This is a genomic window from Arthrobacter sp. NamB2 (genome assembly GCF_005281365.1).
Lineage (GTDB): Bacteria > Actinomycetota > Actinomycetes > Actinomycetales > Micrococcaceae > Arthrobacter_D.
Genome location: NZ_SZWI01000004.1, coordinates 266,458 through 290,490, shown reverse-complemented (window position 1 = coordinate 290,490; position 24,033 = coordinate 266,458). Strand labels below are relative to the sequence as shown.

At 68.3% G+C, this 24,033-nt stretch carries 21 protein-coding genes; 15 read left to right on the top strand and 6 right to left on the bottom strand.

The window, feature by feature from the left end:
• Positions 1–1,262: 1,262 nt before the first annotated feature.
• From FDK12_RS15240 to FDK12_RS09940, 10 genes are read left to right on the top strand one after another with little or no spacing between them, the layout of a single operon-like run.
• Positions 1,263–2,453 carry a hypothetical protein gene (locus FDK12_RS15240; RefSeq protein WP_223263214.1) on the top strand — a complete coding sequence of 397 codons (1,191 nt, stop codon included), beginning with the start codon at positions 1,263–1,265 and terminating at the stop codon, positions 2,451–2,453.
• Positions 2,446–3,435 carry an HAD-IIA family hydrolase gene (locus FDK12_RS09980; protein WP_189636318.1) on the top strand — a complete coding sequence of 330 codons (990 nt, stop codon included), beginning with the start codon at positions 2,446–2,448 and terminating at the stop codon, positions 3,433–3,435. The genes FDK12_RS15240 and FDK12_RS09980 overlap by 8 nt, the downstream gene beginning before the upstream one ends.
• A 50-nt stretch (positions 3,436–3,485) precedes the next feature.
• Positions 3,486–3,701: a hypothetical protein gene (locus tag FDK12_RS09975; RefSeq protein WP_137369417.1), complete on the top strand. Its 216-nt coding sequence runs from the start codon at positions 3,486–3,488 to the stop codon at positions 3,699–3,701.
• The gene (locus FDK12_RS09970) at positions 3,688–4,539 is read left to right on the top strand and encodes a TlyA family RNA methyltransferase (RefSeq protein ID WP_137369416.1); all 852 of its coding nucleotides are present in this window, start codon (positions 3,688–3,690) and stop codon (positions 4,537–4,539) included. Before FDK12_RS09975 ends, FDK12_RS09970 begins: the two co-directional genes overlap by 14 nt.
• Positions 4,532–5,458 carry an NAD kinase gene (locus FDK12_RS09965; protein WP_137369415.1) on the top strand — a complete coding sequence of 309 codons (927 nt, stop codon included), beginning with the start codon at positions 4,532–4,534 and terminating at the stop codon, positions 5,456–5,458. Before FDK12_RS09970 ends, FDK12_RS09965 begins: the two co-directional genes overlap by 8 nt.
• Complete coding sequence (gene recN / locus FDK12_RS09960) at positions 5,455–7,182, top strand: DNA repair protein RecN (RefSeq protein WP_137369414.1); 1,728 nt, start codon at positions 5,455–5,457, stop codon at positions 7,180–7,182. The genes FDK12_RS09965 and recN overlap by 4 nt, the downstream gene beginning before the upstream one ends.
• Positions 7,179–8,879: a CTP synthase gene (locus FDK12_RS09955; protein ID WP_137369413.1), complete on the top strand. Its 1,701-nt coding sequence runs from the start codon at positions 7,179–7,181 to the stop codon at positions 8,877–8,879. Before recN ends, FDK12_RS09955 begins: the two co-directional genes overlap by 4 nt.
• A gap of 8 nt (positions 8,880–8,887) precedes the next feature.
• Positions 8,888–9,583, top strand: a complete 696-nt coding sequence (locus tag FDK12_RS09950; protein ID WP_137369444.1) for an NUDIX domain-containing protein — start codon at positions 8,888–8,890, stop codon at positions 9,581–9,583.
• Positions 9,584–9,588: 5 nt separating this feature from the next.
• The gene (xerD, locus tag FDK12_RS09945; protein ID WP_223263213.1) at positions 9,589–10,548 is read left to right on the top strand and encodes a site-specific tyrosine recombinase XerD; all 960 of its coding nucleotides are present in this window, start codon (positions 9,589–9,591) and stop codon (positions 10,546–10,548) included.
• A 1-nt stretch (position 10,549) separates the two neighbouring features.
• Positions 10,550–11,182, top strand: a complete 633-nt coding sequence (locus FDK12_RS09940) for an 8-oxo-dGTP diphosphatase (RefSeq protein ID WP_137369412.1) — start codon at positions 10,550–10,552, stop codon at positions 11,180–11,182.
• Positions 11,183–11,224: 42 nt separating this feature from the next.
• Here FDK12_RS09940 and FDK12_RS09935 read toward each other — a convergent pair whose 3' ends face one another.
• The 6 genes from FDK12_RS09935 to FDK12_RS09910 all read right to left on the bottom strand — a co-directional run bounded on the left by FDK12_RS09935 (position 11,225) and on the right by FDK12_RS09910 (position 18,132).
• Positions 11,225–12,367 (bottom strand): bifunctional 2-methylcitrate synthase/citrate synthase, encoded by a 1,143-nt coding sequence (locus tag FDK12_RS09935; protein ID WP_137369411.1) that lies wholly within the window; start codon positions 12,365–12,367, stop codon positions 11,225–11,227.
• A 51-nt stretch (positions 12,368–12,418) separates the two neighbouring features.
• Positions 12,419–13,348 carry a methylisocitrate lyase gene (gene prpB, locus FDK12_RS09930; RefSeq protein WP_137369410.1) on the bottom strand — a complete coding sequence of 310 codons (930 nt, stop codon included), beginning with the start codon at positions 13,346–13,348 and terminating at the stop codon, positions 12,419–12,421.
• Positions 13,349–13,357: 9 nt separating this feature from the next.
• The gene (locus FDK12_RS09925; protein WP_137369409.1) at positions 13,358–14,878 is read right to left on the bottom strand and encodes an MmgE/PrpD family protein; all 1,521 of its coding nucleotides are present in this window, start codon (positions 14,876–14,878) and stop codon (positions 13,358–13,360) included.
• Positions 14,871–15,548: a GntR family transcriptional regulator gene (locus tag FDK12_RS09920; protein WP_137369408.1), complete on the bottom strand. Its 678-nt coding sequence runs from the start codon at positions 15,546–15,548 to the stop codon at positions 14,871–14,873. Before FDK12_RS09920 ends, FDK12_RS09925 begins: the two co-directional genes overlap by 8 nt.
• A 167-nt stretch (positions 15,549–15,715) precedes the next feature.
• A complete protein-coding gene (locus FDK12_RS09915; protein WP_137369407.1) occupies positions 15,716–16,438 on the bottom strand; it encodes a response regulator in 723 nt (240 codons plus the stop codon).
• On the bottom strand, positions 16,435–18,132 hold the full coding sequence (locus FDK12_RS09910; protein WP_137369406.1) for a sensor histidine kinase: 1,698 nt from the start codon (positions 18,130–18,132) through the stop codon (positions 16,435–16,437). The genes FDK12_RS09915 and FDK12_RS09910 overlap by 4 nt, the downstream gene beginning before the upstream one ends.
• A gap of 230 nt (positions 18,133–18,362) precedes the next feature.
• Here FDK12_RS09910 and FDK12_RS09905 point away from each other — a divergent pair, with 230 nt between their 5' ends.
• The 5 genes from FDK12_RS09905 to FDK12_RS09885 all read left to right on the top strand — a co-directional run bounded on the left by FDK12_RS09905 (position 18,363) and on the right by FDK12_RS09885 (position 24,031).
• A complete protein-coding gene (locus tag FDK12_RS09905; RefSeq protein ID WP_137369442.1) occupies positions 18,363–19,763 on the top strand; it encodes a cation:dicarboxylate symporter family transporter in 1,401 nt (466 codons plus the stop codon).
• Between the two features lie 254 nt (positions 19,764–20,017).
• Positions 20,018–20,905, top strand: a complete 888-nt coding sequence (locus FDK12_RS09900) for a ParA family protein (protein ID WP_137369405.1) — start codon at positions 20,018–20,020, stop codon at positions 20,903–20,905.
• Between the two features lie 200 nt (positions 20,906–21,105).
• Positions 21,106–22,014, top strand: a complete 909-nt coding sequence (locus FDK12_RS09895) for a segregation and condensation protein A (RefSeq protein ID WP_137369441.1) — start codon at positions 21,106–21,108, stop codon at positions 22,012–22,014.
• Entirely contained in the window at positions 21,983–22,648 is a 666-nt protein-coding gene (gene scpB / locus FDK12_RS09890; protein ID WP_137369440.1) for an SMC-Scp complex subunit ScpB, read from the top strand. Before FDK12_RS09895 ends, scpB begins: the two co-directional genes overlap by 32 nt.
• A gap of 27 nt (positions 22,649–22,675) precedes the next feature.
• Complete coding sequence (locus FDK12_RS09885) at positions 22,676–24,031, top strand: pseudouridine synthase (protein ID WP_137369404.1); 1,356 nt, start codon at positions 22,676–22,678, stop codon at positions 24,029–24,031.
• Positions 24,032–24,033 lie beyond the last annotated feature (2 nt).

Here is a 24,033-nt window from a genome sequence, read left to right as displayed (position 1 = left end):
CACCCGCAGCAGCTGCACGCAACGCCTAGAGTTGCACGTCCGCGATCAGCCGGTTGTTGAACGAGTGGGCCCTGGTGGAGCTATCCATCACATTCCTCCGCATGCCGAGTGCGCGATGCTTCGGGCGACCGGGCTTCGTGGTTCCATAGATGGAGAGTACCCACAGCAAAATAGAGACCAGCCGGCGATGATGAGCCGGCACCTGACGAGAGGACCGCGCTGCCATGGCTGAGCAGGAGCACACCGCTGGACGAGACGGGGAGCCCCGCCGGGCGCAAAGCGCAGGCAGCGATCGTCAGGAAGGGTCCAGCCACACCGGTCGTCGTCATTCCTGGGGTTCGAAGTCAGGGCGGCAGTCCGCTGCGCCGGACTCCTCTGCTCCCCGGAGGGATTCTGAGGAGCGCGGCGATCGTGCCGACCGATTCTCCGGGGGTGGTCGTACGGGAAGCCAGACCGGTGGCGAGCGTGGGACGTCCACCGATGGGCGGCCCGGTGCTCGCTCGGAAGGGCCTTTCCGGGGGTCGAGCACCGGAGGGCGCCCCGCAAGCGGTCGCACGGCCCGTAGGGATGGGCAGTCCGATGTTCGTGGTGGGGGTCGTGACGAGGCACGTTCTGAGCAGGAGGGACGGAGCGGCGAGCGTGGGCGCTCGTCCTCCGCTCGCGGTGAACGGTTCGGTGACAAGCGAGATGGCGGTACTGGCCAGCGTCGGACTGGTCAATCAGGCCGGGACGGCGGCCGGCCGGCATCTGGGTCGACGGAACGGCCGGTGCGAGGCGGAGAGGGCAGCCGCGGTGCCCAGTTGCGCGGCTCCGCGTCTCGTGGAGGCTCGGCATCTGGTTCCGCTTCGGACAAACAGTCCAGGTTCCCCGGTCGAAACGCGACGGCCTCAGGCGGCGCCGATGGTGGCCGCGAGCGTCCTTGGCAGTCCCGCTCCGCATCCGTTGAGGGGCGATCGGGAAGTGAACGGCGTGCACCGAAGCGTAGTGGCTCCTTCCGTCGTCCCACGGAACGTCGGGACGGGGCATCCGGCGGTGACAGCAGGACGAGTGATCGCGGATACGGAAGCCGCCGGGACGACACTGCGGCAGCAGCGGAGCGTCCGCACAATGCCCGCGACCTCCGGAGCGCGAATCGGCCGGACCGGGAGCGGTCCCCGGAGATCGACGAGGACGTCAAGGGTGACGAGCTCGACCGGGTCACGCGCGCGCAGGTCCGCAACCTGGAGGAGCGAAGCGCCGTATGGGTCGCGAAGCACCTCGTCATGGCGGGTCGGCTCATCGACCTCGATCCCGAGTTGGCGTTCCAGCATGCCCTCGCGGCAAGCCGTCGCGGGGGGCGCCTCGCGGCGGTCCGCGAAGCGGTGGGCCTGACCGCCTATGCAGCGGGCCACTACGGCGAAGCCTTGCGTGAGTTCCGGACTTTCCGAAGGATCAGTGGATCGAATGTGCACCTGCCGGTGATGGCGGATTGCGAGCGAGGGCTCGGCCGGCCAGACAGGGCACTTGACCTGGCACGTAGCGAAGAAGCAGAGTCGCTGGACGCTGCAGGGAAAGCAGAGCTGGCAATGGTCGTCTCCGGTGCACGGGCCGATCTCGGGCAGCTTGACGCCGCCGTCGCCGCTCTCGAGATTCCACAACTGGACCTGCATCGAGCATTCACGTTCAGCCCGCGCTTGTTCCGTGCATACGCCGATGCGCTGGACGCCGTCGGGCGGTCGGACGAGTCGGACAAGTGGCGTCGTCAGGCTCTGGTAGCGGAGAAGGCGCTCGGGATCGACGACGATCTGGAGCCGGACATCATCGACCTCGGCGAGGACGAGGACCCAGCTCCGGTCCAGGTGCCCAAGGTCGCCGACCTCCTCGGCGCACAGGCGGCTCCGACCGCGAGTTCGTCCGCCGCTGCGGAATCGGGGTCGAGCTCCGAGGTGAGCTCCGAGGCCGGATCAGGTTCGACGGCAGAGTCGAAGGAGGGTTCGGGGGACGTGCGCGAGGAATCCAAGCCTGAAGGCGCGGACGTAGACGCGGTGGATGCAGCGACGAAGCCTGTGGCCGACTCCGTCGTCCTCGGGCTCGAGGGTGACGCAAGCGCGCCTGATGTGACCACGTCCGAGAAGGCGCAGTCAGGCGCCGTGTCTGAAGGCGAAGCGCCTGAGGCGTCTGCGGCACCGGGTATTCCCGCTGAAGGAGCGGTGTCTGAAGGAGCGGTGTCTGAAGGAGCCGCGCCTGATGAAGCTGAGCCTGTCGCGGAGTCCTCGGCGCAGGTTGAGCCGCTCCAGACGGAGATGCTCTTCAGCATGAACGAGGCCGGCGCGGCCGACATCGAGCCCGGGGATGCGGAGGCAGGGAGCGCCGCGGGCGCTGAGGACACGAAGGACGAAGCAGCTCCGCCGGCTCCGAAGCGCACCCGGATCAGCAAGGCCAAGGCCAGCAAGGAAGAACCCGCTGATGACTGAGCGATTGATCGATCGTTTCGACGGCGTGCTCGCGGACCTCGACGGCGTGGTCTATGCCGGCCCGCGTGCCATCGACGGCGCAACCGCCGCCCTCGATAAACTTGCAGGTGAGGGTAAGAGCCTGGCCTACGTGACGAACAACGCGTCGCGTTCCTCGGCGCAGGTCGCGGCCCACCTTCGCGAGCTCGGGGCGCCGGCCAGCGCGGCGCAGGTCTTCGGATCCGCACTGGCCGGGGCGGAGTTGCTCGCAGGACAGGTTGACCCCGGTTCTTCGGTGCTCGTCGTCGGGAGTGAGACCCTTGCGGACGTCGTCAGGGAGCAGGGGCTCGTCGTCGTCCCCTCCGCGGACGAACGGCCGAACGCCGTCATCCAGGGATTCTCTCCTTCTCTCGGCTGGAAGGATCTCGCCGAGGCCGCCTACGCCGTCACCGCTGGTGCGGTCTGGGTAGCGACGAACACCGACATGTCGATTCCGCAGGAGCGCGGGATCGCTCCGGGGAACGGGACGCTCGTCGCGGCTGTCGCAGCAGCCACAGGCAAGTCGCCGCTGGTTGCCGGAAAGCCGGAAGCGGCGCTGTTCGAGACAGCGGCACGACACTCGGGTGTAACCCGTGCCCTGGTCGTCGGGGACCGCCTCGACACGGATATCCTCGGCGGCAACCGCGCGGGCATGGCGACGGCGCTCGTCCTCACGGGCGTCGACACGGTCCGCACGGCCCTGGTCGCCCGGGTCGACGAGCGGCCGGATTACCTCATCGGCTCACTGGCGGAGCTCTACGAGTGCTACCCGTCGGTGACGGCCGACGGCGGAACCTTCACCTGCGGTGCCGCGGATGCGCGGGTGTCCGGGTCGACGGTGACCATCAGCGGTCGCGAGGACTCCCTGGACAGCTGGCGTGCGGCCTGCGCCGCGTGGTGGGACGCGAACCCCGCCCCGGCGCAGGACAGCACGCCGGAGATCGTGTTCGAAACGGCTGGATAAGCTGTGCAAGGACTCAGGGAGCGTCGGTAGATCAGGAAGGACAAACGGTGATGGACGAGTTGGAGGGCGAAGCGGCCGAGCCCGGAACGGCTGCGTCCTCGACGGGGGATGCCCGGATCGATTCCATCCTCGCGGTCCTCGACGCTCTCGACACTCTTCCGGTTCCGGAACACGCCGGTGTGTACGCTGCCGTCCATGAACGCCTGAGCGGCGAACTGAACCCGGAGCAGAAGCTCCGACAGGCAGGAGCCCATGCCGCGTCTTGATCAGGAGCTCGTCGCCCGCGGGCTCGCACGGTCCCGTTCCCACGCTGCCCAGCTGATCGCGGCCGGGCGGGTCCTCCGGGAAGGGGCGGTGGCACGGAAAGCTTCCGCTCCGGTCACCCAGGAGGACAGGCTGGACATCGAGGATCGCGGCGAGGACTACGTGAGCCGCGCAGGAACGAAGCTCGACGGCGCCCTCCGTGCCTTTCCCCAGGTGGATCCCACCGACAAGCGGTGCCTCGACGCGGGCGCGTCGACCGGGGGCTTCACGGATGTACTGCTCAGGAGGGGGGCGAGGGAGGTCGCGGCAGTGGACGTCGGACACGGCCAGCTCGTGCAGCAGTTGCGCGAGGACCCGCGGGTACACGTCTTCGAGGGGATGAACGTGCGCCATCTCGAGGCCGCCGACGTCGGCGGGCAGGTCGAGCTCACTGTCGCTGACTTGTCCTTCATCTCCCTGCGGCTGGTCATGGGTGCCCTCGCTTCGGTCACGCAGCCCGGCGGGAACCTGCTGCTAATGGTCAAACCCCAGTTCGAGGTCGGGCGGAGCGGCCTGAACCGGCTCGGCGTCGTCACGTCGCCCGAGGCCCGCCGGCGAGCCGTCGCCGGTGTGCTCCGCAGCGCGTTCGGGTGTGGACTGGACGTCGTCGGGCTTGCCCTGAGCGAGTTGCCGGGCCAGGACGGCAACCTGGAGTACTTCGTGTGGATAAGGGTGCCGAGGGCGGGATTGATGCCTAGGATCGAAGGGGAGCTGGACCGGTTGACGGATCAGGTACTCGACGAGGGCGCCCTCTTCCCTCCGCTACGCCGCCCAACCGATCAGACGGAGCTTGATGAGTAGAAGAATCTTGGTGCTCGCGCACACCGGCCGCAGGAACGCGATGATCGCCGCGCAGGAAGCGTGCACACGCCTCCATGACCTCGGGCTCCAGCCGGTCATGCGTCAGGAGGAGCTCGCGGACATCCAGGGGGAGTACGGGGCGCTCGCCGCGCCTGCCGAAGTGCTGGGTGACGGTGTCGGGTTCGGCGACGTCGAACTCGTCATGGTCCTCGGCGGCGACGGCACCATCCTGCGCGCGGCCGAGCTCGTGCGGGAAGCTGATATTCCCCTGCTCGGTGTCAACCTCGGGCACGTGGGATTCCTCGCGGAGAGCGAGCGTGCCGATCTCGAGGAGACCGTGCGCTGGGTCGCGGACCGCAGCTACACCGTCGAGGAGAGGACGACCATCGACGTCCTCGTCTGGCACGGGGGAGCGTTGCTCGGGCAGAGCTGGGCCCTCAACGAGGCCGCCGTCGAGAAGGCGAATCGTGAGCGCATGATCGAGGTGGTCATCGAAGTGGACGGCCGTCCCGTCAGTTCCTTCGGGTGCGACGGTGTGGTCCTCGCGACTCCGACAGGGTCGACGGCGTACGCGTTCTCGGCCAGCGGTCCTGTCGTCTGGCCCGAGGTGGAGGCGCTGCTCATGGTGCCCATCAGCGCCCACGCCCTGTTCGCGAAGCCCCTCGTCGTCGCACCCACCTCAGTGCTCGCCGTCGAACTCCTGACTCGCACCGACGCCTCGGGCGTGCTCTGGTGCGACGGACGCAGGAGCATCGACCTGCCACCCGGTGCGCGGGTCGAAGTCCGTCGTTCGGAGCACCCGGTGCGTCTGGCCCGCACCCACCAGACGCCGTTCTCGGAACGGCTCGTGCGGAAGTTCGAACTACCCATCCAAGGCTGGCGCGGACCCGTGAAACACCAGGACGGTCGGTCGCTGTGATCGAGGAGATGCGCATCCGCGACCTCGGGGTCATCACCGACGCCACGCTCAGCCTCGGCCCGGGACTGACGGTCGTCACCGGCGAGACCGGCGCGGGCAAGACCATGGTCATCACGGCACTGGGGCTCCTGCGCGGTGCGCGGTCGGATGCCGGAGCCGTCCGTCTCGATGCCAAATCGGCGTCCGCGGAGGCGGTTCTGCGCCTCGACCCGAGAAGTCCGGCGGCCATCAGGGCCGCGGAGGCGGGGGCGACCCTCGAGGAGTACGACGGCGTCGCCGAGCTGATCCTCGCACGCACCGTGACGAGCGAGGGCCGCAGCCGCGCCTATGTCGGTGGTCGCGCAGCTCCCGTGGGCGTCCTCGCCGAACTGGGTGACGAACTCGTCGTCGTGCACGGGCAATCGGACCAGCTGCGCCTCAAGGGCGCGCCCGCCCAGCGGCAGGCGCTCGACAAGTTCGGCGGCAAGGCCGTCGAGGAGGCCCTGGGGGCGTATGAGGACGCTTTTCACCGATGGCGCGATGCGCTTGCCGAGCGCGACCGGCTGAGGAGCGAGGCCCGCGAGCGGCTACGCGAGGCCGAGGGCCTCGAGGCTGCGCTCACGGAGATCGGGGAGATCGACCCACAACCGGGGGAGGACGCGGTACTCAAGGCGGAGTCGATGCGCCTGGGCAACCTGGAGGAGCTCCGCACGGCCACCCTCGTCGCCCATCAGGCGCTCGTCTCCGAGGACATCGGTACCAGTGCGGATGCCGTGTCGCTCGTCGACGAGGCGAAGCGACAGCTCGAGGCCGTGGCCGAGCACGACGCCGACCTCGGCACGCTCGCTGGACGCCTTGCGGAGGTCGGATACCTTCTGGCCGACATCTCGGCCGACCTGGCCGGCTACGGCGCAGCACTCGACGGAGAGGGCGCGGGCCGGCTCGAGGAGGTCGAGTCCCGACGCGCGGCCCTGTCCGTCCTCGTGCGCAAGTACGCACCCTCCATCGATGAGGTGCTGGCCTGGCAGGAGGATGCCGTCAAGCGCCTGCTCGAGCTGAGCAGCGATTCGTCCAGGGTGGAGGAGCTCGACGAGGTCATCGAGGACCTGGACCGGCAGGTGCACGAACGGGCCGACGCGCTGTCCTCGCTGCGGCGTGCGGCGGCGGGAAGCCTGGCGGAAAGAGTCAGCGACGAGCTCACCGCGCTCGCGATGCCGGACGCCCAGCTCCTGATCGAGGTCACGCCGGCGGAGTCGCTGACACTCCACGGCGCCGACGACATCGCCTTCAACCTGCAGCCGCATCCGGGCTCCGCGCCACGCGCGCTGGGCAAGGGAGCCTCCGGCGGTGAGCTCTCCCGAGTGATGCTCGCCATCGAGGTCGTGCTCGCGGCAGTCGATCCCGTACCCACCTTCGTCTTCGACGAAGTGGACGCCGGTGTCGGCGGCAAGGCCGCCGTCGAGATCGGCCGTCGGCTCGCCATGCTGGCCGAGCACGTCCAGGTCATCGTGGTGACCCATCTGCCGCAGGTCGCGGCTTTCGCTGCGCGGCACATCCGTGTCACCAAGAACGTGTCCAGGGACGGCGACGGAGGGGGAGTGACCGCCAGCGACGTCGAGGTCCTGCCTGATGACGAGCGCGTGCGCGAGCTGGCGAGGATGCTCGCGGGCCAGGAGGACTCCGCCTCGGCCCGTGCCCACGCGGAGGAACTCCTCGCCGATGCGGCCCGCACCCGCGCTCGGTGATAAGCTCGAATTCCGTGGCGCAGCAACTAAACTCCCGGTTCCTTAAATCCGCAACGACCAAGCACATCTTCGTGACTGGCGGCGTGGCCTCCTCACTCGGCAAGGGACTGACGGCATCCAGCCTGGGTCACCTCCTGAGGGCGCGCGGCCTCTCCGTGACGATGCAGAAGCTTGATCCCTACCTCAATGTCGATCCCGGCACCATGAACCCCTTCCAGCACGGTGAAGTATTCGTGACGGACGACGGCGCCGAGACCGACCTCGACATCGGCCACTACGAACGGTTCCTCGATGAGAACCTCGACGGGTCCGCCAACGTGACCACGGGACAGGTCTATTCGACCGTCATCGCCAAGGAGCGCCGCGGCGAGTACCTCGGCGATACCGTCCAGGTCATCCCGCACATCACGGACGAGATCAAGCGGCGCATGCGCCTGCCGGCGGAGCCTTCGCCGGGCAAGAAAGCCCCCGACGTCATCATCACCGAGATCGGCGGAACGGTCGGCGACATCGAGTCGCAGCCCTTCCTCGAATCGGCTCGCCAGGTCCGCCAGGACGTCGGCAGGAACAACGTGTTCTTCCTGCACGTCTCGCTCGTTCCGTACATCGGCCCCTCGCAGGAACTGAAAACCAAGCCCACGCAGCACTCCGTCGCGATGCTGCGCTCCATCGGTATCCAGCCGGACGCCATCGTGATCCGCTCCGACCGCGAGGTCCCGGCGGCGATGCGGGAGAAGATCGGTCGCATGTGCGACGTCGACATCGATGCCGTCGTCAATGCCGCCGATGCGCCGAGCATCTACGACATCCCCAAGACGCTGCACGCCCAGGGCCTCGACGCGTACATCGTCCAGGCGCTCGACCTCCGGTTCAAGGACGTCAACTGGACCAAATGGAACAAACTCCTGGAAGCCGTGCACAACCCGAAGCACCACCTCGAGGTGGCGCTGGTCGGCAAGTACATCGACCTGCCGGACGCGTACCTCTCCGTGACCGAGGCGCTGCGCGCGGGTGGATTCGCGAACAAGGCGAAAGTCACGATCAAGTGGGTGCCGTCGGACGAGTGCCAGACGCCCGAGGGGGCGAAGAAGGCACTCGACGGTGTCGATGCGGTGTGCATCCCGGGCGGCTTCGGTATCCGGGGCCTCGAGGGCAAGCTCGGAGCCCTCACCTATGCGCGCGAGAACAAGATCCCTACCCTCGGCCTCTGCCTCGGACTGCAGTGCATGGTCATCGAGTACGCACGGAACGTCGTCGGACTCGAGGGCGCCTCGTCGAGCGAGTTCGAGCCCGACACCGCCTACCCTGTGATCGCCACGATGGCTGAGCAACTCGAGATCGTCGCCGGCGAGGGCGACATGGGCGGCACGATGCGCCTGGGCCGCTGGGAGGCGAAGCTCCAGGAGGGCTCGGTCATCGCGGGGACGTACGGCAAGACCACCGTGTTCGAGCGCCACCGCCACCGCTACGAGGTGAACAACGAGTACCGTGAGCAGATTGCCGCGGCGGGACTCGTCTTCTCGGGTACGACGACGGACGGCAAGCTCGTCGAATTCGCCGAGCTGCCCAAGGACGTCCACCCCTATTACGTCTCGACCCAGGCACACCCCGAGCTGAGCTCGCGCCCGACCAGGCCGCATCCCCTGTTCGCGGGGCTCGTCAAGGCGGCCCTCGAGCGCCGCGGCGCGAAGGTCTGACGGTGGAGCTGTCCGGGCACGACACCTCCACCCCCCACACCGCCGCCTTCGGTGATGAGCAGAGCCCACGACGGCTCCTCGGGACCACCACGGTCTACGAGGGTCGGGTGTGGGATGTCGTCAGCGAGCAGTTCGTCCTGACGGATGATGGCGAGGCCATCACTCGCGACTTCATCCAGCATCCGGGGGCCGTGGCGGTTCTGGTACTGAACGACGACGGACAGGTCCTGCTGCTGCGGCAGTACCGTCATCCGGTCCGGATGGCGCTGTGGGAGATCCCGGCCGGTCTGCTCGACGAGGAGGGTGAGGACTTCGTCGATGCCGCTGCGCGCGAGCTCGCCGAGGAAGCGGACCTGACGGCACGCCACTGGCACGTCCTCGTGGATCTCTTCCTGTCTCCCGGTTCATCCTCGGAGGCACTGCGCGTGTACCTCGCGCGGGGCGTCGGTCAGGTTCCGGAGGCGGACCGGCACACGCGGACGCACGAGGAGGCGGAGATCGAGCTGAAGTGGGTGGACCTCGACGCCGCCGTGGACGCAGTGCTCGAAGGACGCATCCACAGTCCTTCGGCGGTCGCGGCGATCCTTGCCGCACGCGTGGCCCGCGAGAACGGGTTCGTGGACCTCCGTCCGGCCATGACACCGTGGCCCGAGCACCCCAGCCAGCATTCGTCCTGGCCGCACGGCGCCGTACTCGAGGACTGATCGTCTTGCCGGATCCGGCGCGCACGCAGGAGGACGGACCCCTGGCCGTCCTCCTGCGTGACTACCTGCAGCACATGTCCGTCGAACGGGGGCTGTCGGTGAACACGCTCGCGGCCTATCGGCGCGACCTGCGACGATACGGAGCATTCCTGGCGGCGCGCGGTGTGGAGGAACCCGCTCAGATCTCCCGCCATGACGTGTCGGCCTTCGCGCAGGCCGTCGTGTCCGGAGACGACGGCTCTTCTGCCCTGAGTCCCCGGTCCGCCGCACGAACTGTGGTGGCCGTCCGTGGTCTCCATCGCTTCTGGGCGCTCGAGGGCCTCACGGAGGGCGACCCGGCCCGGGATGTGCATCCGCCCATGGCCGGCCGGCGCCTGCCGAAGGCGATCCCGGTTCCCGAGGTGGTGCGAATCCTCGAATCGGTGGACACCGCAACGCCGTCGGGACTGCGTGACCGTGCGCTGCTGGAGTTCCTCTACTCCACCGGAGCCAGGATCAGTGAAGCCGTTGGCCTCGACGTCGACGACATCGCAGGCGGTGATCCCGACGGTCCCGCTGTCGTCCGCCTTACCGGGAAAGGGTCGAAGGAGCGGCTCGTCCCGGTCGGATCCTTCGCGGCGCGGGCTGTGGATGCGTACCTGGTGCAGGGCCGCCCGGCGCTCGCGTCGAAAGGCAAGGGCGGTCCGGCTCTCTTCCTCAACATGCGCGGGGGACGCCTCAGCCGACAGAGCGCGTGGACCATCCTCAAGACGGCGACGGAGCGGGCGGGTGTGTCGCGGGAGGTTTCTCCGCATACGCTCAGGCACTCCTTCGCGACGCACCTGCTCGAAGGCGGTGCCGACGTGCGGGTGGTGCAGGAACTGCTCGGGCATGCGTCCGTCACGACCACACAGGTCTACACGCTCGTCACGGCGGACACGCTGCGCGAAGTGTATGCGGCGGCTCACCCGAGGGCGCGTGCCTGACGTGTCCTCAAAGCCCGGCGCGCCCGAGCCTGCGCCCGAGCTGAATCCCGGGCCGAATCCCGAGTCGAATCCCGAGTCGAATCCCGAGCCGAATCCGGAGCCGAGTCTGGAGCGTCCGGGGGAGTGGATGACCATCGACGGCACCGCATACCGGTGCGTGGTCCTGTGCTTCCTCTTCCGCAGCAGGAGGCGCGTCGACGAGGAGCCGGAGAGGAGCGTGCTCCTGGGGCTGAAGAGGACGGGTTTCGGAACCGGCAGGGTCGTAGCACTGGGCGGGAAGATCGACGGGCGGGAATCAGCGGTCGAAGCTGCAGTGCGCGAGGTCGCGGAGGAGAGCGGGATCGAACTCGTTCCGGACGCACTGCACCACGCCGGCCGTGTCAGCTGGTCCTTCCCTGATCAGCCGAGTTGGAACATGACGGCATTCCTCTTCACGGCCGACGCGGGTTCCGCGGATCCTACGGCGAGCGAGGAGATCGAACCGCACTGGTACGGTGTCGGGGCGATCCCCTGGGATGCCATGTGGAGGGACGCCCCCTACTGGCTCCCGACACTGCTGGACGGTCGACCGGTCGACGCGCACATCGAGATGGAGCGGGACAACGAGGGTGTCGCGAGCGCCGTCCTGCGCTGATGGCACGGGGCGACACGACGAGGCACGGCAGCCGCTTCGGCCTCAGTCGCCGACGTGCCGTTCGTCGGGACCGTTGTAGAGGCTGAGCGGCCTGATGAGCGAGTTCGACGCCACCTGCTCCATGATGTGCGCCGTCCAGCCCGTGATCCGCGCGGCGATGAAGAGCGGTGTGAACATCTCCGTGTCGAACCCCATGAGGTGATAGGTAGGACCGGCAGGGTAATCGAGGTTCGGCTTGATGCCCTTCGCCTCGTCCATGGCGGTCTCCAGCCCTGAGTACAGGCCGAGAATCTCGCTGCGCCCGTAGTACTCGATCATGGCGTCGAGCGCGGACTTCATGGTCGGCACACGGGAGTCGCCGTTCTTGTAGACACGGTGGCCGAATCCCATCACTTTCTTCTTGGACGCGAGTGCGTCCTTCATCCAGGCCTTTGCACGGGCGGCAGCCTCCTCGGAGGTCTCGTCCTTCCGGATGCCGATCTCCTCGAAGGTGTGCATGACGGCCTCGTTCGCACCGCCGTGCAGGGCGCCCTTGAGCGCTCCGATCGCGCCGGTGACGGCGGAGTGCAGGTCGGAGAGGGTCGATGTGATGACCCTCGCGGTGAAGGTCGACGCGTTGAACGAGTGCTCGGCGTACAGGACCATCGAGATGTCGAAGGCCCGGACCACCTCGACCGGTGCCTCCTCGCCGAAGGTCATCCATAGGAAGTTGGCCGAGTAGCCGAGATCGCCCCGGGGCTCCACGAGCGCCTGGCCGCGGCGTCGTCGCTGGTCGTAGGCGACGACGGCGGGGAACGTGGCGAACAGCGTCGCGGCCTTCTCCATGTTCGCCTCGACCGAGTTGTCCCCCGCGAGAGGGTGGCTCGCGCCGAGCACGGAGACGGCGGTACGGGCGACGTCCATGGGATGCGCGGTCACGGGGAGCAGGTCGATCGCGGCTACCACGTGCCCGGGAAGCGCACGGTGCGCGCGCTCGAAGGCATCGAAGCCGCGGCGCTGGGAGTCATCGGGCAACTCGCCGTTCCACAGCAGGTAGGCGACGTCCTCGACGTCGCGGTGCCCGGCCAGCTCCTGCACGGGGTACCCCCGGTAGAGCAGTGAGTTGGTGTCGGGGTTGACCTTCGAGATGGCGGTGTAGTCCACCACGACTCCCGCCAGGCCCTTGTGGATCGCTGGTTCTGTCACGGCTGTTCCTCCTGGAGATCGTCCTGCGGATGGGGTCCGAGCGGGGGGAACCTAGCGCTCACCCCCGTGGTCGCGCCGACGGCCGTCGGGCACCTCGAAGTCGAAGACGGAGGAGTCGAAGCGGTTGTACCCCTCGTAGTCCACCAACTCGTACAACCGGCTGCGCGTCTGCATCTCACCCACGGCCGGTTCCTGCGTCCCGTGGGCCCTGATCGAGTCCAGCGTACGCTCGGCGGCGCCCATCGCGCTGCGCAGGAGGGTGACCGGATAGATCACCAGGGTGACCCCCACCGCCTCGAGCTGGTCCACGGTGAAGAGCTCGCTCTTGCCGAATTCGGTCATGTTGGCGAGGATCGGCACGTCGACGGCGTCCCGGATGGCCCGGAACTCGTCCAGGCTCCGCATCGCCTCGGGGAAGATCGCGTCTGCACCCGCGTCGACCAGGGCGCGGGACCGCTCCTGTGCCGCTTCGAGCGAGTCGGTACCCCGGATGTCGGTGCGGGCCATGATGAGGAAGTTCGGATCACGGCGGGCATCGGCAGCCGCGCGTATACGCTTCGCCGCGGTATCGAGGTCGACGACGTTCTTGCCGTCGAGGTGGCCACAGCGCTTCGGATTGAACTGGTCCTCGATGTGGCACCCGGCCAGCCCGGCGTTCTCGAGTTCCTGCACGCTGCGGGCGACGTTCATGGGCTCGCCGAACCCGGTGTCGGCGTCGACGACGCACGGCAGGTCCGTCATACGGGCTATCTGTCCGGCTCGGTGCGCCACCTCCGTCAGGGTCGTCAGGCCGATGTCCGGCAGACCGAGGTCCGCCGCGATCACGGCACCGGAGATGTACACGCCGTCGAAGCCCTTGTCACCGATGAGGCGGGCGGACAGAGGATTGAAGGCGCCCGGGAACTGCTGGAGGCGCCCGGATGCGAGCCCGTTCCTGAGGTCACGGCGCTTCTGTTCGGGAGTGACGCTCGAATACAGCACGGCGCGCCCCTACAGGAGTCCCTGCGGCGCGGCGGCCGCATCGATGACGCCGGGGCGGGCAACGATGTTCAGTTGTCCGAGCGAGCCCGCGGGCAGGTCCGGCAATCGCTCGACGGCACCGAGGAAGCGGTCCAGCTCGGCGTCGTCGACCACACCCTTCGCCAGCATCCGCAGCTTGGCGACGTAATCGGCCCGGGCGAACGGTCGCGCGCCGAGCGGGTGGGCATCCGCGACGGCTATCTCGTCGGTGATGACCGAGCCATCCGTGAGGGTGATCTCGACCCTGCCGCCGAACGCCTTCTCCGCGACATCGAGGGAGTGGTAGCGGCGCGTCCACTCCGGGTCCTCGACGGTGGTCACCTTCCGCCAGAGCGCGACGGTGTCCGGGCGGGCCGCCCGCGCCGGGGCATACGAGTCCTCGTGGTGCCAGCGGCCGTCCTGGAGAGCCACCGTGAAGATGTAGGGGATCGAGTGGTCGAGGGTTTCGCGCGAAGCCGTCGGATCGTACTTCTGGGGATCGTTCGCGCCCGACCCGATGACGAAGTGCGTGTGGTGGGAGGTGTGGATGACGATGGACACGACGTCGTCCGGGTTCGTGGCCTCGGGGTGCGCGCTGTTGAGACGGCGCGCGAGGTCGATCCACGCCTGCGCCTGGTACTCGGCCGAGTGCTCCTTGGTGTAGGTGTCGAGGATGGCGCGCTTGGGCTCTCCCTTTGCCGGCAGGGGCACGTGGTAGGTGACCTCGGGACCGTCGAGGAGCCAGGCGATGACTCCGTCCTCGCCCTCGTAGATGGGTGTGGGGGACGTCTGTCCGCGCATCGCCCGATCGACCGCTTCCACGGCCATCTTCCCCGCGAAGGCGGGGGCGTGGGCCTTCCAGGTCGAGATCTCGCCCTTGCGGGACTGCCGGGTCGCCGTCGTCGTGTGCAGGGCCTGCCCGACGGCGTGGAAGATGACGTTCGGGTCCAGACCGAGCAGCGTGCCGATGCCGGCGGCGGCGGACGGGCCGAGGTGTGCAACGTGGTCGATCTTGTGCTTGTGCAGGCAGATGGCCTTGACGAGATCCACCTGGACCTCGTAGCCCGTCGCGATCGCCCGCACGAGATCCCTGCCGGACGCGCCGGCATGCTGCGCAGCAGCGAGGATCGGCGGGATGTTGTCGCCCGGGTGGGAATAGTCCGCGGCGAGGAACGTGTCGTGGTAGTCGAGCTCACGAACAGCGACCCCGTTAGCCCATGCTGCCCATTCCGCCGAGACGAGGGAGTCGACGCCGATCACCGAGGCACCTGCACCGTGCGCGGAGACCGGGTGGCTTAGGGCCTGGGCCCGGGCAGCGACGACGGGTGCCCGGTTGAGCGAGGCGATGGCCACCGATGCGTTGTCGATGATGCGGTTGACGACCATGTCGATGACGTCGGCCGGGACCTCGACGGGATCGGTGGCGACCTCCGCGATCTTCCAGGCGAGCTGGCCGGTCCTCGGCAGGTTCTCCTCGCTCCGGTGCACGCGGACGGGATGGTGTTCAACCATGGTGTTCCTCTCGATGGTTCGGTGGCGGGTGGTGCCCGTGATGGGGGGCGAGCAGATGCTGCAGGCTGTTGAGCAGGTGTACCCGCATGGCGGCTTCGGCGAGTTCGGTGTTCGACGCAGCCAGGGCGAGGGCGATCTGCTCATGCTCCCGGGCGGAGGCGAGAAGGCGGTCCTGGTCGTTCCGGGCGAGCCTCCGCACGCGCGCCAGATGGGTGCGGATCGGTTTCTGTGCCTGAAGGAGGTACGCGTTGCGGGCGGCGTCGTCGATCTCCTGGTCCAGCCGAGCGACGAGCGCGTAGTACGCGTCCTGTCCACCGTCGTCGTCCTCGATGAGGCGGCCGGCGGCAGCGAATTCCTCGGCGAGGGCGGCGAAGGCGCCCCCGTTCCCGCGCACGGCCGCGAGCCGGACCGCTGCGCATTCGAGCGGAAGTCGCACGTGGAACAGGTCGGTGACCGCTTCGAGCGAGATCGGCGAGACGACCACCCCGCGCCCCGCGTGGGGAGCGGCGAGTCCTTCGGCCATCAGTCGTGACAGCGCCTCGCGCAGGGGGGTCCGCGACACGCCGAGCCGGGCCGACTGTTCGACCTCGCCCAGCAGCTCGCCGGGCGCCAGGCGCCACTCGACGATGTCGGAGCGGAGGAGGAAGTACGCGCGGTCGCTGGCTCGCATGCCTCTTCCTCCCGGCCCCCGTCGACGACTGTGCCGGTCGGCACTGATCACGGAGATCAGTGTATACAGAGGATGGGTGGTGGCAAGCGGAACAGCGCTCTTCGCTCGCCGAAGGTGGGTCACGCTGGCATGAGTGTATACAAACGAGCGCTGAACGACGGCGCCCGCTACTGGTGCTCGGAGCTCCGCGCCCAGCTGTATTCGAACTCGGGCCGCCCCCTGGTGCCGTACCGCGGGGTGCGCAGGGCCGACTGCTGGTCGGCGAGGTACTCGAGGTAGCGCCGGGCTGTCACGCGGGACATCGCCAGCGCTTCGGACACCTCGACGGCGGATGTCGGCGCCTGGAGCTCCTTCAGCAGGCGCGAGACCGCCCGCAGGGTCTCGGCCGACAGACCCTTGGGGAGCGCGGGAGCCGTGAGGGGACGGAGGGACGCGAACGCCTGGTCCACTTCGGCCTGGGTGGTGGCGGACGCCTGCCCGACCATGTTCCGTCGGAACTCCTCGTACGCGCCCAGCTTCTCCCTGAACGCGGAGTAGGTGAACGGTTTGATCAGGTACTGCACGATGCCCGACGAAATGGCCGAGCGCACCACGTGCAGGTCCCTGACGGCGGTGATGGCGATGATGTCGAGTGGCAGGCCGAGCCCGCGCACACGGCGGATGATGTCCAGTCCATGCGCATCCGGCAGGTTCATGTCGAGCAGCATGAGGTCGACAGCCGGTTCGGACCGTCCCGTCGCTCCACCCCCGAGGTGGAGGAAGGCCGCGAGCTCGGCACCGCTGCGGGCGACTCCGGCGAGTTCGAAGCCGTCCAGCCGTCGGACGTATTCGGCGTGCGCGTCGGCGGCCACCGGGTCGTCCTCGACGACGAGGACACGGATGGCGCTCACGTCCTGCTCCCGAGTCCTGTGCCGACGGCACGGGGCGCAGCGTCGCCGTCGACCGCCCCGGTCGTTCCTCGACCGCTCGAGTAGGGGAGCCGGACGGTGAACCGGGCTCCTCCGTGGTCCGCGTCCGTCACCTCCAGGGTGCCGGCGAAGCGTTGCACGGCCTGGCGGACGAGGGCCAGGCCGATGCCGCGGGCGCCGCCCGGTCTGTCGTCGGACTTCTTCGTGCTGTAGCCGAACTCGAACACCTTCGCCTTCTCCGAGTCGGGCAGGCCGTTCCCGCTGTCCTCGACGACGATCTCCAGCTGAGGCGGCGCGTTGCCGGTCGTTACGCGGCGCACGCCGAGGAGCACGCGCGGTTCCTCCGACCCGGCAGCTTCATCGAAGGCGTTGTCCAGGAGATTCCCGATGATCGTCACGAGGTCCATGGGATTCAGCGAGCCTGCCTGCGCGTCGGCTGCGATGTCCGAAACGAGCTCGATGCCGCGCTCGTTCGCCTGCGCGGCCTTGCCGAGCAACAGCGCGGAGATGAAGGGCTCGTCGATGGCCTGAACCACCTCGTCCGTCAGCCGCTGCGACTGCTGCAGATCCCGCGTCGCGAAGGCGAGGGCGTCAGCATTCCGCCCGAGTTCGACCAACGAGACGATGGTGTGCAGGCGATTGGCGTGTTCATGGGTCTGCGAGCGCAGCGCGTCCGTCAGGGTTCGCATCGTCTCGACCTGGCCGGTGAGCGCCTCGATCTCGGTGTGGTCCCGCAGGGTCGTCACCGTGCCAAGCACCCCCTGCGCGTGGTTGCCCCGCCCAGCGGGAGCGGGCGGGACCGCGGGCTCCTGGTTGACCACCAGCACCCGGTCGTCGGTGAGGTGCACTTCGTCCCGCGCGCGTCGTCCCGACGACAGGAGGTCACGCAGGGAAGGCGGAACGGCAAGGCGCGACGCCGCAACGGGCTCCTGCGAGCCGTCGAGTCCGAGGAGGCGGGCCGCCTGGTCGTTGTAGAGGACGAGCCGCCCCGCCGCATCGGTCAGGAGAAGCCCCTCCCGGACGGAGTGGAGGACCGAGTCGTAGAACACGAAGGTGCGGGCGAGCTCGGCTGGTCCCATGCCGAGGGTCGCGACGCGCAGGCGCCTGCTGAGCAGGAAGGAGACGAGGGCTCCCAACGCCAGGGCGCCCAGGGCGATGAGGGCCACGAGGGGAAGTTGTGCGTTGCGCGCGATGGCGGCGCGATCGACGGTGATGCCGGCGGCGACCATCGCCCGCACGGTTCCGCTGTCGTCGACGATCGGCACGATCGAGCGGATCGACGGACCGAGCGTCCCGGCATAGGTCTCCGTCTGGGTCCGGCCCGCGAGGGCTTCGGACACCGATCCCAGGTAGGGCTTGCCGATCTGCGCCGGGTTGCGGTGCGTGTACCGCGTCCGGTCCGTGGCCATGATGGTGATGAAGTCCACACCCAGGCTGTCCATGACCTCGACGGCGTAGGGCTGCAGCGCCGCGGAAGGGTCGGGCCCCTCGACCGCTTCGAGGACGGCCGGTTCGAGGGCGATGGCGGTGGCGACGGCGACCATGCGCTCTGCAGCCGCGTCGTTCACGCCCCGCGCCGCGTCGACGTACAGGATCACCGACAGGGACGTCGACAGGACGAGGATGAACACGAGTTGGGCCAGGAAGAACTGCCGGGCGAGGCTCCATCGACTCACGCCGTGATCCTGCTCCTTCCGGGTTCCGTCGGCCCTGTGCGACTGTCGGTACGTCCCTCGCGCCGGGCCACGACCAGTATGAACTCAATCGTGAGCCCGGTCACTCCCGGTGCCATGATGAGGGGGAAACACTCAACAGTACGCTTCCTGGACCGACCCCCGCGGACGAAGAACGAACTTCCCCGCCGGCGCCTCCGGGCGGCTGGACATCAAGGGAGAACAGCATGGCTATGGCGCCATCGCGGTCCGACAGCGGACCAGCGCAACCCCGCAAGCGGGTCGACAAGACCCACTTCCTCTACATCGCGGTCATCGCCGCCGTGATCCTCGGGGCGATCCTCGGCCTCGCAGCACCCGAGTTCGCCAAGTCCCTCAAGCCGCTCGGAACCGGCTTCATCAACCTCATCAAGATGATGATCGCCCCCATCATCTTCTGCACCATCGTGCTCGGTATCGGCTCCATCGCGAAAGCAGCGACGGTCGGCAAGGTGGGTGGTCTCGCACTCGGCTACTTCATGCTCATGTCGACCTTCGCGCTCGCGATCGGCCTCGTGGTCGGCAACCTCATCCAGCCGGGCGAGGGACTCGACATCTCGTCGTCGACGTACACGGTCCCGGAGGCCGCAGAAGGCGGCGAGGGCGGAACCGTCGGGTTCCTGCTCGGCATCATCCCCACGACGCTCCTGTCGGCGCTGACCGGTCCCAGCATCCTGCAAACACTGTTCGTGGCACTGCTCGTCGGCTTCGCGCTACAGAAGATGGGCTCGGCCGGGAAGCCCGTCCTGCGCGGCATCGGCCACATCCAGGCACTCGTCTTCCGCATCCTGGTCATGATCATGTGGCTCGCCCCCATCGGCGCCTTCGGTGCCATCGCCGCGGTGGTCGGAGAGACCGGCGTGCAGGCGATCGTCAGCATGGCCACCCTGATGATCGCGTTCTACATCACCTGCATCCTCTTCATCGTCATCATCCTCGGCGGACTGCTGAAGCTCGTGACGGGCGTCAACATCCTGAAGCTGATGAAGTACCTCGGCCGTGAGTACCTGCTCATCTTCAGCACCTCCTCGTCCGAGGCCGCCCTGCCCCGGCTGATCGCGAAGATGGAGCACCTGGGCATCTCCAAGCCCGTCGTCGGCGTCACCGTCCCCACGGGGTACTCCTTCAACCTGGACGGCACGGCGATCTACCTGACGATGGCCGCCCTGTTCGTCGCGGAAGCCCTCGGCAAGCCGCTGGCACTCGGCGAGCAGATCTCCCTCCTGATCTTCATGATCATCGCGTCCAAGGGTGCGGCAGGCGTCACGGGAGCAGGCCTCGCGACCCTCGCGGGCGGGCTGCAGTCGCACCGCCCCGACCTGGTCGACGGCGTCGGACTCATCGTCGGCATCGACCGCTTCATGTCGGAGGCGCGGGCCCTGACGAACTTCACCGGCAACGCCGTCGCCACGGTCCTGATCGGTACCTGGACCAAGGAGATCGATCGTGCACGTGTCGACGAGGTCCTCGAGGGACGCCTTCCCTTCGACGAGACCACGATGAGCACGGATCACCGGTTCGAGAACAACGACGACGTCGAGGAAGGATCGGCCGTCACCACGGACGCTGCCGTGCGGGGAACGTCGGCGCGCTGACACCTCTGCGGCGCGGGGCCAGGCGCCCTACGACGAACGACGGCGACGACCCGGGAAGCTCCGGGTCGTCGCCGTCGTCGTTCCCGCCATCCTGGCCAACATTCGACCTCAGGTTGAGGATCAAGGCTCGCGTCCCGGCGGAGCAGGCCTCCACGACCGGCGCCGCAGGCGTTGTACCGTGGGAGTAGAAGAAAGCCGCTCGGATCCGAGGACCGGCGGCCTGCACCGATACTGATGGAAGCGTGGAGAAATACGTGAGTAGCGAACAGGGTTCCACCACTCTGCCCAGCGCAGCGGACGCGGAACTGGGCCCGACAGGCCGCCCTGTGACCGAGTTCCCCGAGCCCCGGGTCCTCGACTCGCACGGGCCGGCACGCGTCATCGCGATGGTGAACCAGAAGGGCGGCGTCGGCAAGACGACGTCGACCATCAACCTGGGCGCGGCGCTCGCAGAGGCCGGACGCAAGGTGCTCCTGGTGGACTTCGACCCGCAGGGTGCGCTCTCCGCCGGTCTCGGCACCAACCCGCACGAACTCGACGTCACCGTCTACAACGTCCTCATGGACCGCAAGGTGACCATCCACGATGCCATCCAGCACACGGCGATCGAGAACATCGACCTCCTACCGGCGAACATCGACCTGTCCGCGGCAGAGGTCCAGCTGGTCAACGAGGTGGCGCGCGAGCAGGTGCTCGACAGGGCCCTGCGCAAGGTGTCCGACGACTACGACGTCATCCTCATCGACTGCCAGCCGTCGCTGGGACTGTTGACGGTCAATGCCCTCACGGCAGCGCACGGCGTGATCATCCCGCTCATCTGCGAATTCTTCGCCCTGCGAGCGGTGGCACTGCTCGTCGAGACCATCGAGAAGGTGCAGGACCGCCTGAACCCGCGCCTGCAGATCGACGGCGTGCTGGCGACGATGTACGACGCGCGGACGCTGCACAGCCGCGAGGTCATCGCACGGCTCGTGGAAGCGTTCGGGGACAAGGTCTTCGAGACGGTCATCAAGCGCACGATCAAGTTCGCGGACGCGACCGTCGCCGCCGAGCCGATCACGACCTACGCCGCGAACCACTCGGGAGCGGACGCCTACCGCAGGCTCGCCAAGGAACTGATCAGCAGGGGCGGAGCCCCCTAGTGCCCGGGCACGTACGGTTCGCCCGGGAGCACTAGGTGGCGCCCGCGCCGGCCACGCACCAGGGTCGGCAGGCCCACGCGTCGCGTGCTGCCATATCGCGCAGAGCTGCCGCGGGCCGGACTGCGAGCGACCGGGTCGCTGGAGGTTCCGGCAGCGTCGGGGACGACGGCGACCGCCGGCACAGCACCACCGGCCCGAGGGTGTTCGAGGTGCAGCTGACCAACTTCAGCGGCCCCTTCGATCTGTTGCTGAACCTGATCTCCCGGCGCGAACTGGACATCACCGAGATCGCCCTGGCGCAGGTGACGGACGAGTTCATCGGGCACATCCGCCGTATCCAGGCTGCCGAGGGGGAATGGAAGCTCGATGAAGCAAGCGAGTTCCTCGTCGTCGCGGCAACCCTCCTCGACCTGAAGGCGGCCCGGCTTCTTCCCGCCGGCAGCGTCGAGGACGAGGAGGACATCGCACTGCTCGAGGCACGTGACCTCCTGTTCGCCAGGCTCCTGCAGTACAAGGCGTTCAAGGAGATGGCCCGGCACCTGGCGGGGCGGCTCGAGGAAGAGGACGCCCGGCATCCTCGGATGGTACCCCTGGAGCCGGAGTTCACCCGACTCCTGCCGGAGCTGATCTGGAGACATTCTCCGGAGGAGTTCGCGGCACTCGCCGCGAAGGTGCTCGCCCCACGCCGGCAGGAACCGAGCGAGGTCAGTATCGAGCACCTGCACTCCCCGCCGGTCAGCGTGCGGGACCAAGCGGTGGTGCTGCAGGATCTCCTGCGGGAGAGAGGGCCGCTGTCCTTCCGGCAGCTCACCGAGGACGTGGGCTCGCGGATGGTGCTGGTGGTGCGCTTCCTCGCATTGCTCGAGTTGTTCCGGGATGGCGCAATCACCTTCGAGCAGGGTGCGCCGCTGTCCGAACTGCTGGTGACCTGGAGTACGCAGGACGAGCAATGGTCCGCAGACCGACTCGCCAGCGACTTCGAGGACGACGGCAGCCAGGGGGCCGCCGGGCTGGAGCACGGCGGTGGAACGGGTGGTGCTCCCGAGGGCGGCCATGACATCGGCACCGCGGGATCAGATGCGCAGGAGAAGGGAGCACGGGTTGGCTGAGGAAGCCGAAGCCGTCGTGGACGGCGACGGGATACCCGTCGAACAGCGTCCGGGCGGACTGCGCGGGGCGATCGAAGCGATCCTGATGGTGGCGGAGCGGCCCGTGACGGACGAGCAGCTGGCAGCGGTCCTGGAGCGGCCGACGGCGCGGGTGCACGAGGTGCTGGTGGAACTGCAGCGTGAGTACGACGGCTATACTGGGGTCGGCCCCCAGAGCACCGAACCACCCTCGGCGCGCGGTTTCGAACTGCGAAATATCGCTGGCGGGTGGCGTATCTTCTCCCGGAAGCACTTCGCTTCCGTCGTTGCCGCCTTCGTGCTCGATGGCCAATCTGCCCGGCTTTCACAAGCTGCACTCGAGACTTTGGCGGTCATCGCATACCGCCAGCCCGTGTCCCGTGCCCGGGTTTCTGCAATTCGGGGCGTCAACGTCGATTCCGTGGTCCGTACGCTGCTGCAGCGTGGGCTGGTTGTCGAGATGGAGACCGATCCGGAGACCGGCGCGGTCCTCTATGGGACCACTACCGTCTTTCTGGAAAGATTGGGACTGGGCAGCGTCGACGAATTGCCCCGGATAGCTCCCCATCTGCCGGGCCTCGAGAGCCTCGGGGAGTATGACGAAACGACGTATTGAGCACGACCAACGAGAAGGACTTTGTACATGACACAGCCGCCAGGATCCGGTTCCGGACGCAATACGCCCCGCCGCGGCGGGTCGGCCGGACGCCCATCCGACGCTGCGCGCTCCCGTGGAAAGTCCTCGCCGCGCGGTGCCTCACAGGGCAGGCCGAACGAGGGGCGCCCGTTCCAGGAGCGCGGTGAGCGTGGTGCCGGTCGCCCGAGTGAGGGGCGCCCGTTCCAGGACCGTGGTGAGCGTGGTGCCGGTCGCCCGAGTGAGGGGCGTCCGTTCCAGGAGCGCGGTGAGCGTGGCCGGCCGGCTGCGGGACGCTCGTCGGAAGGCCGCTCGGCCGGTTCCGATCGGCGCGAATCGGCCGACGGCCGAGCTCGCTCGGCCGCGGGCCGTCCCTCTGCCGGCACTCCGTCGAGCCGTTTCGGCGCCAAGGCCGGAGGACGCGCGGGAGGCAGACCGGGCCGTCCCGGGACCGGAACCGGTACGGGCGCCAGGACCGGTGCGCGGTCGTTCGGGCAGGACGGCGGCGGACGCCAGAAGCCGGCCGGGGCACAGGCTTTCGGGCGGGAGCGCTTCGGGCAGAACCTCGGACCGGTACGCGCGGCGCAGCCGAAGCGTGCCAGCCGCCCCGCTGACGAGATCGACGTGCACAACCCGGAGGGCGTACGCCTCCAGAAGGTGATGGCGCTCGCCGGCGTCGCGTCCCGCCGCGTGTGCGAGGAGATGATCCTCGACGGTCGCGTCGAGGTGGACGGCACCGTGGTGACCGAACTCGGTGTCCGCGTCGACCCCGAACAGGTGGCCATCCATGTCGACGGCATCCGACTCCAGCTGAACGAGCACCTCAAGTACTACGTCTTCAACAAGCCGCGCGGCGTCGTCTCCACCATGGAGGATCCCGAGGGCCGCCCCTGCATCAGCGACTTCCTGAAGAACAAGAACAAGAACGAGCGGCTCTTCCACGTCGGCAGGCTCGATGCCGAGACCGAGGGGCTGCTCCTGCTCACGAACGACGGCGAGCTCACCAACCGCCTGACGCATCCGTCCTACGAAGTCCCGAAGACCTACCTCGTGCAGGTCCGCGGACCCATGGCGCAGGGTATCGGTGCGCAGATGAAGGAAGGAATCGAGCTCGAGGACGGCGTGGCGAAGGTGGACTCCTTCAGGCTGGTCGACTCGACGCCGGGCCACATCCTGGTCGAGGTCATCCTGCACTCAGGGCGAAACCGCGTTGTCCGCAGGCTGTTCGACGCCGTGGGCCACCCCGTCGAGCGACTCGTGCGCACGCAGCTCGGACCCATCCGCGTCGGTGACCAGCGCCAGGGCAGCATCCGCGTGCTCGGACGCCAGGAGGTCGGGCACCTGCTGGCGTCGGTGGGCCTCTAGCC

Excerpts from the sequence above, each read along its gene's own strand:
- FDK12_RS15240 (WP_223263214.1), top strand. The coding sequence starts at position 1,263 with ATGGCGGGTCGGCTCATCGACCTCGATCCCGAGTTGGCGTTCCAGCAT.
- FDK12_RS09980 (WP_189636318.1), top strand. The coding sequence starts at position 2,446 with ATGACTGAGCGATTGATCGATCGTTTCGACGGCGTGCTCGCGGACCTC.
- FDK12_RS09975 (WP_137369417.1), top strand. The coding sequence starts at position 3,486 with ATGGACGAGTTGGAGGGCGAAGCGGCCGAGCCCGGAACGGCTGCGTCC.
- FDK12_RS09970 (WP_137369416.1), top strand. The coding sequence starts at position 3,688 with ATGCCGCGTCTTGATCAGGAGCTCGTCGCCCGCGGGCTCGCACGGTCC.
- FDK12_RS09965 (WP_137369415.1), top strand. The coding sequence starts at position 4,532 with ATGAGTAGAAGAATCTTGGTGCTCGCGCACACCGGCCGCAGGAACGCG.
- FDK12_RS09925 (WP_137369409.1), bottom strand. The coding sequence starts at position 14,878 with ATGGTTGAACACCATCCCGTCCGCGTGCACCGGAGCGAGGAGAACCTG.
- FDK12_RS09920 (WP_137369408.1), bottom strand. The coding sequence starts at position 15,548 with ATGCGAGCCAGCGACCGCGCGTACTTCCTCCTCCGCTCCGACATCGTC.
- FDK12_RS09905 (WP_137369442.1), top strand. The coding sequence starts at position 18,363 with ATGGCGCCATCGCGGTCCGACAGCGGACCAGCGCAACCCCGCAAGCGG.
- scpB (WP_137369440.1), top strand. The coding sequence starts at position 21,983 with ATGCGCAGGAGAAGGGAGCACGGGTTGGCTGAGGAAGCCGAAGCCGTC.
- FDK12_RS09885 (WP_137369404.1), top strand. The coding sequence starts at position 22,676 with ATGACACAGCCGCCAGGATCCGGTTCCGGACGCAATACGCCCCGCCGC.